We start from the raw sequence: 16,578 nt of genomic DNA on the forward strand, positions 1-16,578 counted from the left end.
CACACGTATGAAAACACCCGTTCCAGATTATTTAAATCATGTCCTTTCCCAATGTAATTTAAACGATTCAGGTGCTTTGGCAGATTATATTCCTGAGCTTGCAAATGCCGATCCCAACAAATTGGCTTTAGCGCTTTCAACAGTTGATGGTACGGTTTATACCACTGGTGATGATGATGTTGAATTTACCATTCAATCTATGTCAAAGCCCTTTGCTTATGCATTGGCAATTCAACATTTGGGTTTAGAAAAAGTTTTGCAAAAAGTGGGAGTAGAGCCTTCAGGGGAAGCTTTTAACCAGATTTCTTTGGATGCAAAAACCAAACTTCCGAAAAACCCAATGATTAATTCGGGTGCGATAACAACACATTCACTCATACCGCATGATGATCAAATTTCACGAGCAGAACACTTACGCCGTTTTTTGAGTGAACTGGCAGGGCGAGAATTGTCATTTGATGAACAAGTCTATGCCTCTGAACTGAAAACTGCATTTCGTAACTTATCAATCGGCTATATGCTCCGAACTGTGGGTGTGTTGGATGAAGATCCTGTCGATGTCGTGAATGGTTATATTCGTCAGTGTGCGATTAAAGTGACCGTAAAAGATTTGGCCAATATCACCAGTGTACTTGCCAATGGTGGAATTCAAGCTAAAACGGGTAAGCAACTTTTAGATCGGGGCATTGTGCGTCAAGTTTTAAGCGTGATGATGACCTGTGGTATGTACGATGCCGCAGGTGATTGGCTGTCAACGGTGGGTATTCCTGCCAAAAGTGGTGTTGCAGGTGGAATTATTGGGGTATTACCTGGTCAAGTGGGAATAGCGGTATTTTCGCCAAAGTTGGATGAGCATGGTAACAGTGCTCGAGGCATTCAGATTTTTGAGCGATTATCCAATGACATGGGATTACATTTGATGGAAGGTACACCATCAGCACAAACCATTGTTCAACGACGTTATTCTCCCCAGCAGGATGATTCGATTGTGATTTATGAGTTAGTTGGTGCTTTACAATTTGCTGAAGCAGAGATGCTGTTACGCATTGTACAAGAAGAACCAAATGGCAATAATACAATCATTTTTGATCTCAATAATCTTTCGCTAATGAATGATGTTGGACGTCGTATGTTGATTGAAGGGATTGATCGTTTAATTGAAGATGGTCATGAAGTGGTGGTGGTTGATCCTGATTATCTCATTGAACAAGAACTTACAGACAGAGGACAAGTAATGACGATCTACCGGCATTTAGACGATTTTTTGAGTAAACTGAGTGGATTAACAAAGTCAGAATAAATTTAAAAAGCTTAAACTTAGTTCTACAAATGAATAAAAAACAAAAATGATGGTGATGAAATGAAAACTATTGAATTAAAAAAGCGATCACTATATTCGAAACTTGCGCTTGGTTTGATGATGAGCTTATTGCCAATGAGCACCTTCTCAGAGATTTATGTTCAACCGATTATTCAAGGGAAAGTGGTCAAACATTGGGAAGTGAACCTTAAGACCTTGCCTAAGCCTAAACAGGTAATTAAAGGTGGTGAGGATGAATGTAATGGTGGTAATTTCCCAGATCAATATCGTTATCAGGACTTAACATTACTAGACAATGGGCAAGTTAAGGAAGTTATTATCAATGGTTCAAATGGATTGATTTTTCATAAAGAAAGAATTGTAGAAAAGATGAATCAGCAAAAGTTTAAGAAGAAATTTAAAGCTGTTCTTTATAGTAAAGATGAAACTAATCCAAATGTTTTGAGTGCTGACTTGGCTAGTGATGGTAATGATTCAATCGATTTTATATTTAAGTCAGGTCAATTATATAAATATCAACTCAACTTTGATAATTGTTAAATCAGACATTGATATTCAGGTTGAATAATAGTCTAAAAAGCCCCGAATATTTGGGGCTTTTTTATGGAATTTAGGTTAAGACTCGATTATTTCATATGTGCTGAGATATCAGTAAAGATCACACCCAAACCATGCGCACCCGCATCTGGATAGCCTAAGCTACGATCACCCACTGTACCCGCACGACCCATACGTGCCACGATGTCTTTGGTCGATTCCGCACCTTGAACCGCAGCTTGAGCACCGAGCGCAAAGTTCTCTTTAAAAGATTTTTTGGTATTGGCAGACCAAGCATCTGCACATGGGACAAGGGCATCAATCAGGGTTTTATCACCGACCACAGCACCACGACCAAATGAACGTTCACCTGTCACTTGAATGCCTTTTACAGCTGCTTGAAGCATGTCTGCAAAATCAGCCACAGTTAAAGTCGCTTTGCCTTGAACGGATTTGCTTGCTGCACGGAATGCTGAACCCCAGATAGGACCTGAAGCACCACCACAGTGTTCCATAATGATCATTGAACAATTCAACAAGAAATCATCAATGGTTTCCGCTTGAACCAACTCTTGCCATTGGCGTTTCAATTGTTTAAAGCCTTTTGCGACACTCATACCGAAGTCGCCGTCGCCTGCATGTGCATCAAGCTCACAGAAAGGCACTTCATTACGAATAATACAAGCACTCATGACATCGACAACATAACGCATGTTTTCAATGGTGAATTGTTCATTGGCAATGAGTGCGTGTTCAGCACGTGTTTCAATATTGGTGTTAATGCTTTGTTCTGACGTTGCATCTTTGCTTGCAAATTCAAATGGAAGCGCAGGAGCACCATCCATTTTAAGCGCAGGGGTGTTGGCCTCTGCATCTAAATAAGTTTTCAGCTCATCATCCAAAGCCAACAAAGACACAGATGCACCATTCATGTCGATACTGGTCATGTAGTTGCCGACGAAGGTACGGTAGATTTTGATGCCTTTGCTTGCAAGATGTTGGCATACGTCTTGATTAAAAATATACAACTCTTGTAGTGGTGTTGTGCCAAAACCATTGATCATCACAGCAACTTCGCTTAAATCTGGACGGTCTAAATACAAGTCATCGATGATGCGTTGAGCAAGTAATTTTGATGACAAGATTTTTTCACGACGGATGCCTGGTTCACCGTGGATGCCTACGCCGTATTCCATTTCATCTTCAGCCAGAGTGAATGTTGGTGTGCCTTTCGCAGGAACGGTACAAGAGGTATAAGCAAAACCAAGGCTGGTCACGTTGTCCGCTGCTTTTTGTGCAACTGCTTTAACGCGAGCTAAGTCTAAACCTTGAGTTGCTGCTGCACCTGCAATTTTATGGACAAATACTGTGCCTGCAACGCCACGACGACCCACGGTATACAGACTGTCTTTTACGGCAATGTCATCGGCAACTTTGACAAAGTCGACGCTGATACCATCTTCAGTCGCTAGGGCTGCACCATTCTGGAAATTCATCATATCGCCAGAATAGTTTTTGATGATCATTAACACGCCTTTGCCTGTTGCGACTTGCTTGAGTGCTTTATAAATTTGGATTTGCGATGGGGATGCAAACACATCGCCACATACAGCAGCATCGAGCATACCTTTACCAACAAAGCCTGCATGTGCAGGTTCATGACCGCTACCACCACCACTGATGAGGGCAACATTTTGGTGTTTTTCTTTGCGTGAAATAATTTTGTGTGATTCGTTGAAAGCGAGTTCTGGATGAGCAAGGACAAAGCCTTTACACATTTCAACTACGATGTTTTCAGCATCGTTCATGAGTTTTTTCATTAAAACACCAACAGGGAGAATTTGGGAGAGTTATAGTCAATCTATATTATATCGTCATTTAGTCTAATGAGGAGTAGAAAAATTGAGATGGTGGGGTTTTTAACTCTCCCTAACCCTCTCCTAGAAGGAGAGGGAAATTCCATTATTAAGTGTATATTCATGCTAAACATGATTTTCAATTTAAAGGTTATGCCAAGATAACTAATGGTATATATAGCTGGGCTGCTGATTATAAGAGCTATAAAGATTTAATGATTCTAGGTATGGGAGGATTACCAAAGAACGGCAAAAGGGAATGGAGAAGCCCAAACCTAAGAAAGATGGGGGCATGGATTTTGGGATGTAAATTATTTTTTATTAATATAAAATATAATGATAGTTATAGAAATTAATATCATAATAAATGGAGATGAAATCACTATGTCTGCTAATATCCCATATTTTTCAAAAATTATTGGATATGTGAATCCATCATTTGGTTCTTTTTTTAATCTATGGTGATCTAAAATTATCATTCCATAAATATAACCTTGAATAAAAAAAGTTCCCATTAACAGCCAACTAAAAGAGTTCTTTTTAATTAAAAAAATACTCAAATAAGCAGTAGTTATGATAATGACTACTGCAATGCAAGATATTAATATTATTGAATTAAAAGCATCATTTACGCTTACATTTGAAAGCATTAATTCGGTATATATTCCATATAAACCATGTTCAAAACTTAAGCTATATAAAGTTAAGAGAATTACTAATAAATAACTGAATAAGATAATTTTATTTTTCATTTTTTATCTCTAAATGGAATGCTTTCATCATATCTTTTTGATAACTTTTCTCCATATACTAATCCATTATTATTAGCGTCCATATCATTACCTGAATCTATACGAATTTCTTCACTAAATTTACCTTTGATAATATCTATTGCTTCTCCACCCAATTGGGCTGTTTTTGTTGGTAAATAACCATTATTGAATTGAGAATTTACATTGTAGACAAAATGTTGGATTTTATCATATCCATAACCTTTGCTAGTTTTAGGAACTAAAGCTTCATAGATATGGTAGAGAGCATATGTTTCAGGTATAGAATCTGGGACATTCACACCATAGATATCTTTAATTTCTTTGATTATCTTTTTAGCAGTTTTTCTATCTTTTATATTATTTAATGAGGTTGTGAATAATTTATCGCAGAACTCTAAGTAAACATTGTCTTCAAAGTTTGGATAATATTTAGCAGATAATGTCCCCATTACTGCAATACCTTGTTTTAAATATTTACTATTGATGGGGATTTCTTTATTTATTCTTTTCAATGTTTCTTCAGAAACAACAGATAAGCCTTTATTTCTTCTGTAAATATAGAATTTATTTTCAGATAGTGAATGAGCATCTCCTAATTTTCTAGCTTCAACTTCTCCCATTTTTTCAGCAGTTAAAGACTTTGTAATAGTATATATTTTATAGATTTTCTTTTTTTTCTTTTCATCTACTAGACTACTATTTAAGTTTTGTTGATGGTTAATAGGCTGAAAAATAGGATTAGAAGAACGTAAATTAGCTCCGCCACTATCGCCAACAACATGGAATTGTTGAGGTAAAATTCTTGCGCCACAGCTTAGAATGTCATCTACATAGGCTACAGGTTTGCCATCAAAAATGACATGGTTATGGCTTGGTTGTACGGTTGACCACACTTTACATTTAGGACAAAAGTGACCATCTCCGGCACGAACAAAAAGATTTCCTTCTTGAGAACTTCTCATCTGCGTTGACGGAATCCGACCACCATGGTCAGTTGGAGCATTATGAATCGCAAAACCTTTCATTTATTTTCCTTTATTTTTATTCAATCAGTTCAATTTTTATTGGATTAAGTAACTTTGTTCAGCAAACTTCCACATTCAACTTTGTGGAGAAAAAAGAGTAAGTTGATCATTTATCCCAAACTTGTTTGATCTATTGGAACATCTGAGTTCATCTTTGTCATAACGTACTAGAACCGTCATTTTATAATCAGAAAAATAGTGAATAGGATGTCTTTCATGACCACCATGTAACATACGATCTGTCTTTTTTATTGGTTTTATTGAAATACATTAAACACCATGAACCTTCATATAGATATATTATAATTAAAGAAAAAATGAATTATTACAATATAACTTTTTTGTAAGCAAATTACTTATATAGTTTTGTTAAAGAGGTATACTAATTTAAGCCTAATTAACCCTAAATTGCGAACAAGGCTTTTGTTTTAAAATCATGAGATAAATGTAATGTTATGATTAATTTTTAGGGTTTGTTGACATTTCATAATGGCAACCAAATAAAGATGCAGGCCAAAGCAACTGAGCTTTCATAGTTCCGCTTTAGCTTGTCATATCGAGTTGCAATCCCTCTAAAATGCTTTAATCTTGCAAACGTATTTTCAACTAAGTGTCTGATTTTATATAAATACCAATCCATATGTTGATTACTGGAGCTTGAGTTAAATTTCTTGGGGATATTTGCTTTCGTCTTTGTGTTTTTAATTTTTTCTCTAAGTGGTTCAGAATCATAACCCTTATCCGCACATAAGATTTGCGTTTCTTCTAATTCCAAAAGATCTATTAAATCAGGTGCAACTTTCACATCGTGAGTCGTGCCATCAGCAATAATAAACTCAATAGGATTTCCATTTGCATCTACAGCTAAATGAATTTTAGAGCTATTCCCACCAATACTTTTTGAAATAGCTTGATGATTAATGCCTGTTGCATGTTGATGCGCTCTGACATGGCTAGCATCAATAAAGATCCACTCTAAATCTGAATGATTAGACAATAATTTAAATATTTTTAGTAACTTACTGTCTTTACTCCACCGACTAAACTTCTTAAAAATAGAATTTGGCTTGCCGAAAGAATCAGGTAAATCACGCCAAGGACATCCTGTGCGAATTCGATAAAGGATCGCTTCGATAAACAATCTTAAATTCTGTTTGAGATAAATACCAAAATTAGAGATGAGGAGCATAGCTCCGTAAAGATTTCAACTTAGACCAGTGTTGATCATTCAGCATTGTACGAGGCATAGCGAGGAGTGAATTTGGTTTGGCGATTGAATTCTACTTTCTCGCTATTTTTTTGACCAGCAAATGTCAACACTCCCTAGTGTGATCAGATTAAAGTGTGATCTTTTTGTAACAAAATGATGGATAAATGATCCTTTTTTTTAAAGGACTTGGGCAATTTAATAAGAATAAAAAAAATCCTTCAAGAGAAGGACTTTTTAACATATTTAGATTATAGAATCATCCAAATTCGGCGCTAACCAACGTTTCGCTTCATCCAAAGTCCAGCCCTTACGCTTCGCATAATCCTCAAGCTGATCTTGCGCGATTTTACCCACGTTAAAGTACTCAGACTCAGGGTTGCTGTAATAGAAACCGCTTACACTTGAAGGTGGCCACATTGCAAAACTTGAGGTCAATTGTGTACCAATCTGATTGGTCGAATCTAACCAACTAAACAACGTCGCTTTCTCAGAATGCTCAGGACACGCAGGGTAGCCCGGTGCAGGACGAATACCCACATATTTCTCTTTAATCAAATCTTCATTCGACAACTGTTCATCGGCTTGGTAGCCCCAGAACTCTTTACGAATACGCTCATGCAAATGCTCCGCAAATGCTTCCGCAAAACGGTCACCCAAAGACTGAACCAAAATCGCAGAATAGTCGTCACCCTTCGCTTTAAACTCATTCGCCATTTCCTCTGCACCAAAGATCGATACAGTGAAACCGCCCAAGAAATCTTCCGCTTGATCAGGCTTGGCTACAAAATCAGCCAAAGACAAATTCGCTTTACCTGTGATTTTGTCTGACTGCTGACGAACATGCTCAAAAGTATGCGTAACGGTTGAACGAGAAGCATCGCCATACACCGCAACTGTATCTGCACCCACACGGTTTGCAGGGGAAATCGCAAAGACAGCACGTGCGTCGAAACGTTTATTTTCAATAATGTCTTTCAACATCTCTTGCGCTTGATTATACAAATCAGTCGCAGCTTCACCCACCACATGATCTTTCAAAATCGCTGGGAATTTGCCTGCCAAACTCCAAGAAATAAAGAATGGAGTCCAGTCGAAATACGGCACTAAAGTTTCAAGTGGATAGTTGGTGAGTACTTCACGACCTAAGAGATTTGGTACAGCAGGGGTGTTCGATTTGAAATCAATCTTCTTACCATTTTCAACCGATTCAGCATAAGACAACTTCGCCGCTTTTGGTTGTTTGTTGGCAATACGCACACGTACTTTTTCATATTCAGCACGGGTCTCTGCAACAAACTTCGGTTTCATCTCAGGGGAAAGTAAAGTCGTTGCAACACCCACCGCACGTGAAGCATCGGCAACATAAATCACGGCATCATTTGAATATTGCGGATCAATCTTTACGGCTGTATGCGCTTTCGATGTCGTTGCACCACCAATCATGAGTGGAATGTTAAAGCCTTTACGTTGCATTTCTTTGGCAACAAAAACCATTTCATCCAAAGATGGTGTGATCAAACCAGACAAACCAATGATATCGACTTTTTCATCAATCGCAGTTTGTAAAATTTTCTCCGCAGGCACCATCACACCAAGGTCAACAATGTCATAACCATTACAACCTAAAACCACGCCGACAATGTTTTTACCAATGTCATGTACGTCGCCTTTTACGGTTGCCATTAAGACTTTACCTTTAGACTGTCCCGCAGTTTTTTCCGCTTCAATGTACGGGTTCAGCCAAGCCACAGCCTGTTTCATCACACGTGCAGATTTGACCACCTGTGGTAAGAACATTTTGCCTGAACCAAACAAGTCACCGACCACGTTCATTCCATCCATCAGTGGACCTTCAATCACATCGAGTGGACGTTTTGATTTAAGGCGTGCTTCTTCGGTATCTTCATCAATAAAGGTTGTGATGCCTTTAACCAAAGCATATTCAAGGCGTTTTTCAACAGACTCGTTACGCCATTCAAGATTTTCAACGGCTTTCTGTGCACCTGCTTGACCACGATATTGCTCAGCAACTTCAAGCAATTTTTCAGTGGCATCTTGACCGCTTTCACCTTGGTTTTGGTTCAAGACCACATCTTCAACCGCAGCTTTAAGCTCGCTTGGAATATCATCGTAAATCGCCATTTGACCAGCATTCACAATACCCATGGTCATGCCTTGTTTGATGGCATGGTAAAGGAATACCGAGTGAATCGCTTCACGCACAGGTTCATTACCACGGAATGAGAACGATACGTTGGATACACCACCAGAAATCATGGCATGCGGTAAGTTTTGCTTAATCCAACCTGTCGCTTCAATAAAGTCCACAGCATAGTTGTTGTGTTCTTCAATACCCGTAGCGACTGCAAATACGTTCGGGTCAAAGATAATATCTTCAGCAGGGAAGCCGACTTCATTGACCAAAATATCATACGAACGTTTACAGATTTCACGCTTACGTGCGGCGGTATCTGCCTGACCATCTTCATCAAAAGCCATGACGATGACCGCTGCACCATATTGACGGCACAGACGTGCACGTTCAACAAACTCGTCATAACCTTCTTTTAAAGAAATCGAGTTAACGACTGGCTTACCTTGTACACATTTCAAGCCCGCTTCAATGATTTCCCATTTAGATGAGTCAATCATGATGGGCACACGTGAAATATCAGGTTCAGATGCCACCAGATTCAAAAAGTGCACCATCGCACCTTGCGAATCGAGCATGCCTTCATCCATGTTGATGTCGATGATTTGTGCACCTGCCTCAACTTGTTGTTGAGCAACGTCTAAGGCTTCGGCATAGTTTTCTTCACGGATTAAACGAAGGAATTTTTTTGAACCTGTCACGTTGGTACGTTCACCAACGTTTACAAACAAAGAATCCTTGGTGATATTAAATGGCTCTAAACCACTTAAACGGCATGCAGGTTCAATGTCTGGAATTTGACGAGGTTTAATGTCTTTTACAGCATTGTAAATGGCACGAATATGATCTGGTGTGGTACCACAGCAACCACCGGTGATGTTGATCAAACCACTTTCTGCAAATTCTTTTAAAAATGCCGCTGTTTGTTCAGGCGTTTCATCATAACCACCGAAAGCATTCGGTAAACCAGCGTTTGGATGCGCTGAAACAAAAGTATTTGCAACGTCTGATACGGTTTTTACGTGTGGACGCATGGCATCTGCACCCAAGGCACAGTTAAAACCAATCGACAATAAATCTGCATGACGTACTGAGTTCCAGAACGCTTCTGCGGTTTGACCTGTCAGCGTACGACCAGAAGCATCGGTAATAGTGCCTGAAATCATCAAGGGCAATTCATAACCAATTTCTTTGAACACTTCTTTGACTGCAAAGATCGCTGCTTTACAGTTCAATGTATCAAACACAGTTTCAATGAGCAGAATATCTGCACCGCCTTCAATAAGGGCATGTGTAGCTTCGATATAATTGACTTTCAGTTCATCAAAAGTGATGTTACGAAAAGCTGGGTCGTTCACGTTTGGAGAGATCGAGCACGTGCGTGATGTTGGCCCGAGCACACCCGCGACAAAACGTGGTTTTTCAGGCGTTGAATACTTTTCACAAGCCGCTTTGGCTATACGTGCTGCTTCACGGTTAATCTCAGGAACAAGATCTTCCATGTGATAGTCAGACATTGAAACACGTGTGCCGTTAAAGCTGTTGGTTTCAATAATATCTGCACCTGCGTCCAAATACGCTTCATGAATGCCTTGGATAATCTGTGGTTGCGTGAGCACCAACAGGTCATTATTGCCTTTTAAGTCAGAAGCCCAGTCGGCAAAACGCTCACCACGATAATCAGCTTCTTCTAATTTGTGGCGTTGGATCATGGTACCCATTGCGCCATCAATAATTAAGATGCGTTCGGAGAGAAGCTGTTTCAGGGTGGTAAGCGTCGACATATATAACCCAATCACGACAAAATCTAAAAATGGGCAATATTATACCAGAAATTGCTGAAACGATGGGGCTTAAGCAAGCCAACTTAAGTTTTAATCCTTAATTTTGAATGTGCTAATTTAAATTTGTGGTTTCAGTCGGGAAACGGATATTGATCTATGCAGTCAGTTGAGTGATGAATGAAAAAGCATAACAGCTCAATAAATATTAAATATAAATAAACTAAATCTCGATCAGCTTGAATGTCCTTAGAAACACTTTAAAATCCTGAATAAGATTGAAAAATAAAGTAATATTCATGCTGTTACTTTGTTTGATTAAATATTCATCAATTTGTCATAATTCTGATTCAATATGACAGAGTCCGACTTTTTTCAGTGATCAATATGGCTTTGTTGCAATATTTATTACAAAAAACGCTGACTAAATTTTGTTAAATTGAATTTTAGGAATTATATGTAAGATTATGATATATAAATTATTTTTTTAGATAAACTGACCCAGCTCATTGATCCTTATGTATAAAGCTACATTTGTTGCTTTATAAGAGAGCGCTTTGTCATATAATTGTAATAATTTAATTGAACAATAAGGGGATATTCCCATCCTCTTTTTCTGTCTGCATGAATTCTAATCAAACTCCAGTTTCAGATTCAGCACAATCGTCAACAGTTGAAAAGTCGACGAATGTTCATGTGCCGACGCCGAAATTTTTCGTTCCAGTGTTTCTTACGCTGATCATTTCTACATTAATTTATATTGGTTTTCAGTTGACTACGGATTTAGCTCATATTCCTGCGCTAAGTTTTTATTCAATGATTTTGCTCGCTACGGCACTGCTCATTGCTTTAGGCTTTGAATTTGTCAATGGTTTCCATGACACAGCCAACGCTGTTGCAACGGTGATTTATACCAATGCACTCTCTGCACCAGTAGCAGTGATGTGGGCAGGTTTTTGTAATTTCTTGGGCGTAATGGTGGCCAGTGGTGCTGTTGCTTATGGGATTATTGCGTTACTGCCTGTAGAACTGATCATGAACGTCGGCTCAGGTGCAGGTTTTGCCATGGTCTTTGCCATGTTGATTGCTGCTATCTTATGGAACTTAGGAACTTGGTTCCTTGGTATTCCTGCTTCTAGTTCACATACCTTAATCGGTTCGATTTTAGGTGTGGGGATCATGAACTATATTTTACATTCAGGTACGGGTGCATCTGGTGTAGATATGGAGCAAGTTCTAAAAGTGGGTAAAGCACTTTTATTTTCACCATTGATTGGTTTTGCTTTTGCAGCTGTGCTGTTTTTATTGGTTAAAAAAGTGTTCAAAAAACAATTGGAACTTTTTCAACCACCTGAAGGCAATAAGCCACCACCACCACTGATTCGTGCGATTTTGATTTTCACTTGTACAGGTGTAAGTTTTGCACATGGGTCAAATGATGGACAAAAAGGGATGGGGCTGATCATGTTGATTTTGATTGGTACTGTTCCTTTAGCCTATTCATTAAATAAAGAATTAGATCAACAACATCTACAGTCATTTGGTCAGTTATCTGCACAAACTGCTGCAGTGATTTATCCTGAGCACGCAGATATTCCAGATGAGCATGCGCGTGAAGTCATCACAAAATACATTCAGACTAAAGAAATTACTCCTGAAGTCGTACCTGCCTTAGCAAGTTTAACCGATCATTTAGGTGATAAAGTAGGTACATATAACAGCATTAAAGAAGTCCCTGAAGCAATGGTTTCTGAACTTCGAAATGATATGTATTTGAGTACTACAGCGTATAAACGTTTAGATAAAGCTGAAGCTTTGCCTGTAATGTCTGAAGCGCAAACCCAGACCGTGAAAGAATACCGTAATCATTTAGATTCTTTCTTACAGTACATCCCGACTTGGGTCAAAGTTGCAACAGCTTTGGCCTTAGGTTTAGGCACTATGGTGGGGTGGAAACGTATTGTGGTGACAGTCGGTGAGCGTATTGGTAAGGAACACATGACTTATGGTCAGGGGATGTCTGCTGAGTTAGTGGCAATGTCCACGATTGCAGCTGCAGATGGTTTTGGTATGCCAGTTTCAACAACGCATGTACTTAACTCTGCGGTAGCAGGGACCATGGTAGCCAATAAGTCTGGTCTAAATTTCCAGATGGTCAAAACGATTCTTTCTGCTTGGATCTTTACCCTTCCAGCAACGATCTGCTTGTCTGGTGGCTTGTTCTGGTTACTTCTCAAAGTTTTCTAATTGAAAAAGTTTTCTCATTCAAGATGCATAAAAAAAGCGCTGTTCAAACAGCGCTTTTTTTATCTGATGGTTTTTTGGTGAAGCCTAGCACTATAGGAAGGGCTGATTGTCCCAAAACAGCAGAAACTAAATTATTTCTTAAAGAATCCCAAGACTTTCTTTACAGGCAGTTTTTCGTCAATAAAACCATACAGTGCAGCAAAAGGTAGGGCAGTACGAGCTAAATAAGGCACACGCCATAAACCACCATGATTAGCACCTTCCATCATTAATTCTAAAGGATGATCCATCTTACGTTCAGGGTTGGATAGAGATTCAGAATGACGTAAATCATGCACCCACAGTGCAGCCATAATCGCGTTGGTGGTTTCAGGACTAAATGCTTCGACATCAAACAAGCTCGCCCCGTTAAAAGCTGCTTTCAATAATGGATTTTTAGTCACTGAATGCGTGGTGGTGGAGGGGGCAATATTAATAATCACACGTTGCCCTTGATGTCTTGCCAAAGTCGCACGCCATTGTTGTAAACGCTTCGCTAACGCATAGTTTGGACCTTGTTCAACCACCAAACAATCGGCTATACCATATTGCTTACCATTGTCAGACTGGATCAACTGATGGGAATTTTCTTGAAAGAAATGATTTTGAGTAATGGTTGAAATGCCTTTACTGAAAATCTGATGACCTTTAGATCGATGTTTAAATTTCTCCGATGAGCCCTCAATGACTTCTTTCGGTACAGCATAGACATCGGTCGGGGTGCACATATACATTAAACTCGAATCTGGTTTTTTCTGACTCACGTAATGCATAATGGTATCCATGGCCATAGAGACACGGACATGCTTTTCACCATCCAAATAAGCAATTGCAGCCAAATCGAGTTGCTGTTTATTCTGAATCAGCCATTGTGCAATTTCAGGAGTTTGAGTGAGTAAGTTCGCACCGAGTTTTTCTTTTAATACCTCAAATGGTGTTTGCTCATCGAGTACTTCTACGCTAGGCGCATAGAGCGTTGCATTGCCATTTTTGACGGTATTTAAAATTTTGTCCCAAACACGCGTATTGGGTAAATCCAAGGCCACAATATTGGCTTTCCACTGGCTCAACCAAGTCAGAGGTCCTGCTTCAGATGCAGCACCAAACAACACCATGGTGCGATCAGATAAATCAAACCATTCAGGATGTGCTTCTACTGTTCTTAAAGCTTGGGCATGGCTTGGTTCAATGATACCTGTGTCTTCCCAAATTTGAATTTGTTCAAGAAGCGCTGCCCCTTGTAAGTTTTTGCCTTGGTATGGCACAGACCATTCTGGTGTTTTCTGCTGATTTTCACCTCGAATCGTGACTGTATGTAGACTCTGGGCAGAGAGCGTCATGATGTCTTTAAGTGCATGACGCTGTCCATCACGATAAAATTCAAACACATTCGCTGCACTTTCAAGTCCAGCTTTGGCGATTTCAATCGGATTTTGAGTCGTCTTAATGCCATTTTCAACCAAAGCTTTAAAATAAATTGGGTAGTTTTTACGCCAATTTTTTTCATTCATGACTTTTGATGAAGATGTCTGATCAACAGGCGACAACGCATCGGCAATAATTTGCTGGCCAGTTTTTGATGAGCTGGCTTTACCAGTATGCGTTTGAATAGGGAATTGAAGACCATCTAAAGAATTTGACATGCAAAATGTCTCGGCAGTTTCGTATATAAATGTACAGTTGTATACATTATCTCCGCAAACTTTGATTTTCAGATGACATAAATTACCAATATTGTTTATTTTTGGTTGAATTTAATGTGACATTTTCGCTGAATTTAGGGTAACTCTCGTCTAAAAACTAAATGATTAATTACAAAACAGTCAATTAAACGATACATAGAGTGATGTAAATCACAAAAATTGCATCTATGCTGAATATTAAATAATAACAACGCAAGTGAGTGATTATTATGCTTAATGGTCATATCTATGTTTTTAATGCTGATCAAGCATGTTTTGCTTCAGCAATATTTACCAGCTATCTGAAAGCAGAAGCTTGGATTCAACATCATTATTTGTCTGGTATTTTGACAGAATATCCAGTGGATACGGGTTGCTATGATTGGGCAATCGAAAATGGTCATTTTAAGGATAAATCACCGATTGACCGTTCACCAGTTTTTATTGGAAAGTTTATTTCTGCGCATCAAAAAAATTGGCATTTTAAACATGGCGATTTACTGGGTAATAATTATTTTGCAATTCATGATGAGCGTACATAAGTTCTAAGGTTTAAGACATCAGTAAGCTTAAGCAAATATAAGTTTCATCTTTAAGCGGCCAAGAGTTGTGAGTTTCGACTCACCTTATCTGCATCACAATGAATTGATCAAAACAAATGAAAACTGAGATGATGAATCATCTCAGTTTTTTTAATCACTTTATTTATCGAATCATTTCGCTAGTCATTTATTTATTCATTTGGCTTGGGTCTGTTGATCTTTCATTCAGTGATATGTTTCATGTATATAAGGCTGTGTATGCTGATTTACGGCTGAACAGCTTGTGAGAGTTCATTGAGCATAAAAATGGTGTTATCCAAGCCTGCACCAGTCAAATACCAAGCATCAGCATTGACGAAAATCACTTTTTTATTTTTCACTGCTTGCGCATTTGATAAAACGTGATGTTTTAAAATATTGTCTTTTGCTGCATATTTTTGCGTATTTACCGCACCACGATCTAACACGATGATGTAATCTGGATGTTGATCGATGGCTTTTTGTAAAGTATCGATGTTCTTTTTTGCTTGAGCCAATGCTTCTGGTGAACCTGCTTCAGGGCGTGTTGTACTGGTTGTTTTTTCTGTTAACGGAAGTACAGATTTAAAGCCAGCCAAATCGTAAACAAATCCAAAACGGTCATTTTCAGCGTGAGGCATAAAATTATCGCCAACTGCAAAGAGCATTATGGCAGACTTTCCTTGTGTTTTTGCTTTTAAGCTCTTTTGCAATTTTTCAACTTCATTGAGCTTTTGTTTCGCAATTTTTTCACGCTTAAATGCTTGAGCCAGCAACTCAGTGCGTTGTTTCAAATCTGGGATATATTGAGTCGTATCAGGAGATAGATTTAGAGTTGGAGCAATTTGACTTAAGGTGTCTAAGTTTTTAGCAGAACGACCACCAATAAAAATCAAATCAGGTTGAGCCTGCTTTAGCTTTTCCAAATTGGGTTCAAATAAAGTCCCTGCTTTAATAAATTTTTCATTTTTATATTTGGCTAAATGACCTTGATAAGTCGTTTCAGGGACAATTTGTGCCTGAATATTTAAAGCATTTAATGTGTCTAAAACAGAAAGGTCATAAACGGCAATATTTTTCGGCGCTTGTTTCAATTGGATCGTTTTGGCATCGGTCTTTAGTTCAAATTGAGCAGTATAAGCTGCTGTGTTGAACACTGCCAAAAGTAAGCCAGAAATGACTAATTTATTTCCTTTCATTGTTTTATATCCACTTTTGAGCTTGATTTCTGGCCAAATCATAGCAAAATAATATTTAAATGCAAGTCATTATCAAATGTAATCTAATTTCAAATGAGAAATATTACGCAGAATGTAGGTCTAAATTTAAGACGATCTAAATTGGGAAAGAATTTTAATTAAGCAAAATATGTCGAATGATTGAGTTGATGATGAG

9 protein-coding genes and 2 pseudogenes are annotated in these 16,578 nt (G+C 38.5%); 4 read left to right on the forward strand and 7 right to left on the reverse strand.

Annotated features, from left to right (window positions below):
• Window positions 1-7 precede the first annotated feature (7 nt).
• On the forward strand, window positions 8-1,300 hold the full coding sequence (locus G8E00_RS04410; RefSeq protein ID WP_166012257.1) for a glutaminase: 1,293 nt from the start codon (window positions 8-10) through the stop codon (window positions 1,298-1,300).
• A gap of 60 nt (window positions 1,301-1,360) precedes the next feature.
• Window positions 1,361-1,861 (forward strand): hypothetical protein, encoded by a 501-nt coding sequence (locus tag G8E00_RS04415; protein ID WP_166012258.1) that lies wholly within the window; start codon window positions 1,361-1,363, stop codon window positions 1,859-1,861.
• A gap of 86 nt (window positions 1,862-1,947) precedes the next feature.
• On the opposite strand, the gene dhaK is transcribed toward G8E00_RS04415, so the two are convergent.
• From dhaK to metH, 5 genes and pseudogenes are all read right to left on the reverse strand, one after another.
• Window positions 1,948-3,678 carry a dihydroxyacetone kinase subunit DhaK gene (gene dhaK, locus G8E00_RS04420; RefSeq protein ID WP_166222194.1) on the reverse strand — a complete coding sequence of 577 codons (1,731 nt, stop codon included), beginning with the start codon at window positions 3,676-3,678 and terminating at the stop codon, window positions 1,948-1,950.
• A 347-nt stretch (window positions 3,679-4,025) separates the two neighbouring features.
• Window positions 4,026-4,466, reverse strand: coding sequence for a hypothetical protein (locus G8E00_RS04425; RefSeq protein ID WP_166222196.1), 441 nt, complete (start codon window positions 4,464-4,466; stop codon window positions 4,026-4,028).
• Window positions 4,467-5,244: 778 nt separating this feature from the next.
• A pseudogene (locus G8E00_RS04430) lies at window positions 5,245-5,512 on the reverse strand (PAAR domain-containing protein); the annotation flags it as partial.
• A 484-nt stretch (window positions 5,513-5,996) separates the two neighbouring features.
• Window positions 5,997-6,759, reverse strand: a pseudogene (locus tag G8E00_RS04435) (IS5 family transposase).
• Between the two features lie 206 nt (window positions 6,760-6,965).
• Window positions 6,966-10,658 (reverse strand): methionine synthase, encoded by a 3,693-nt coding sequence (gene metH / locus G8E00_RS04440; protein WP_166222198.1) that lies wholly within the window; start codon window positions 10,656-10,658, stop codon window positions 6,966-6,968.
• A gap of 621 nt (window positions 10,659-11,279) precedes the next feature.
• On the opposite strand from metH, the gene G8E00_RS04445 reads away from it, so the two are divergent.
• Entirely contained in the window at window positions 11,280-12,902 is a 1,623-nt protein-coding gene (locus G8E00_RS04445) for an inorganic phosphate transporter (RefSeq protein WP_166222200.1), read from the forward strand.
• 131 nt (window positions 12,903-13,033) lie between these two features.
• Here the strand turns inward: G8E00_RS04445 and G8E00_RS04450 are convergent, their stop codons facing one another.
• On the reverse strand, window positions 13,034-14,584 hold the full coding sequence (locus tag G8E00_RS04450; protein ID WP_166012265.1) for a hypothetical protein: 1,551 nt from the start codon (window positions 14,582-14,584) through the stop codon (window positions 13,034-13,036).
• A gap of 269 nt (window positions 14,585-14,853) precedes the next feature.
• Here G8E00_RS04450 and G8E00_RS04455 point away from each other — a divergent pair, with 269 nt between their 5' ends.
• A complete protein-coding gene (locus G8E00_RS04455; RefSeq protein ID WP_166012266.1) occupies window positions 14,854-15,165 on the forward strand; it encodes a DUF7710 domain-containing protein in 312 nt (103 codons plus the stop codon).
• 266 nt (window positions 15,166-15,431) lie between these two features.
• On the opposite strand, the gene G8E00_RS04460 is transcribed toward G8E00_RS04455, so the two are convergent.
• A complete protein-coding gene (locus tag G8E00_RS04460; RefSeq protein ID WP_166222202.1) occupies window positions 15,432-16,382 on the reverse strand; it encodes a siderophore ABC transporter substrate-binding protein in 951 nt (316 codons plus the stop codon).
• Window positions 16,383-16,578: the final 196 nt, after the last annotated feature.

Origin of the sequence: Acinetobacter shaoyimingii (genome assembly GCF_011578045.1) — a bacterium.
Lineage (GTDB): Bacteria > Pseudomonadota > Gammaproteobacteria > Pseudomonadales > Moraxellaceae > Acinetobacter > Acinetobacter shaoyimingii.

Excerpts from the sequence above, each read along its gene's own strand:
- G8E00_RS04410 (WP_166012257.1), top strand. The coding sequence starts at position 8 with ATGAAAACACCCGTTCCAGATTATTTAAATCATGTCCTTTCCCAATGT.
- G8E00_RS04415 (WP_166012258.1), top strand. The coding sequence starts at position 1,361 with ATGAAAACTATTGAATTAAAAAAGCGATCACTATATTCGAAACTTGCG.
- dhaK (WP_166222194.1), bottom strand. The coding sequence starts at position 3,678 with ATGAAAAAACTCATGAACGATGCTGAAAACATCGTAGTTGAAATGTGT.
- G8E00_RS04425 (WP_166222196.1), bottom strand. The coding sequence starts at position 4,466 with ATGAAAAATAAAATTATCTTATTCAGTTATTTATTAGTAATTCTCTTA.
- metH (WP_166222198.1), bottom strand. The coding sequence starts at position 10,658 with ATGTCGACGCTTACCACCCTGAAACAGCTTCTCTCCGAACGCATCTTA.
- G8E00_RS04445 (WP_166222200.1), top strand. The coding sequence starts at position 11,280 with ATGAATTCTAATCAAACTCCAGTTTCAGATTCAGCACAATCGTCAACA.
- G8E00_RS04450 (WP_166012265.1), bottom strand. The coding sequence starts at position 14,584 with ATGTCAAATTCTTTAGATGGTCTTCAATTCCCTATTCAAACGCATACT.
- G8E00_RS04455 (WP_166012266.1), top strand. The coding sequence starts at position 14,854 with ATGCTTAATGGTCATATCTATGTTTTTAATGCTGATCAAGCATGTTTT.
- G8E00_RS04460 (WP_166222202.1), bottom strand. The coding sequence starts at position 16,382 with ATGAAAGGAAATAAATTAGTCATTTCTGGCTTACTTTTGGCAGTGTTC.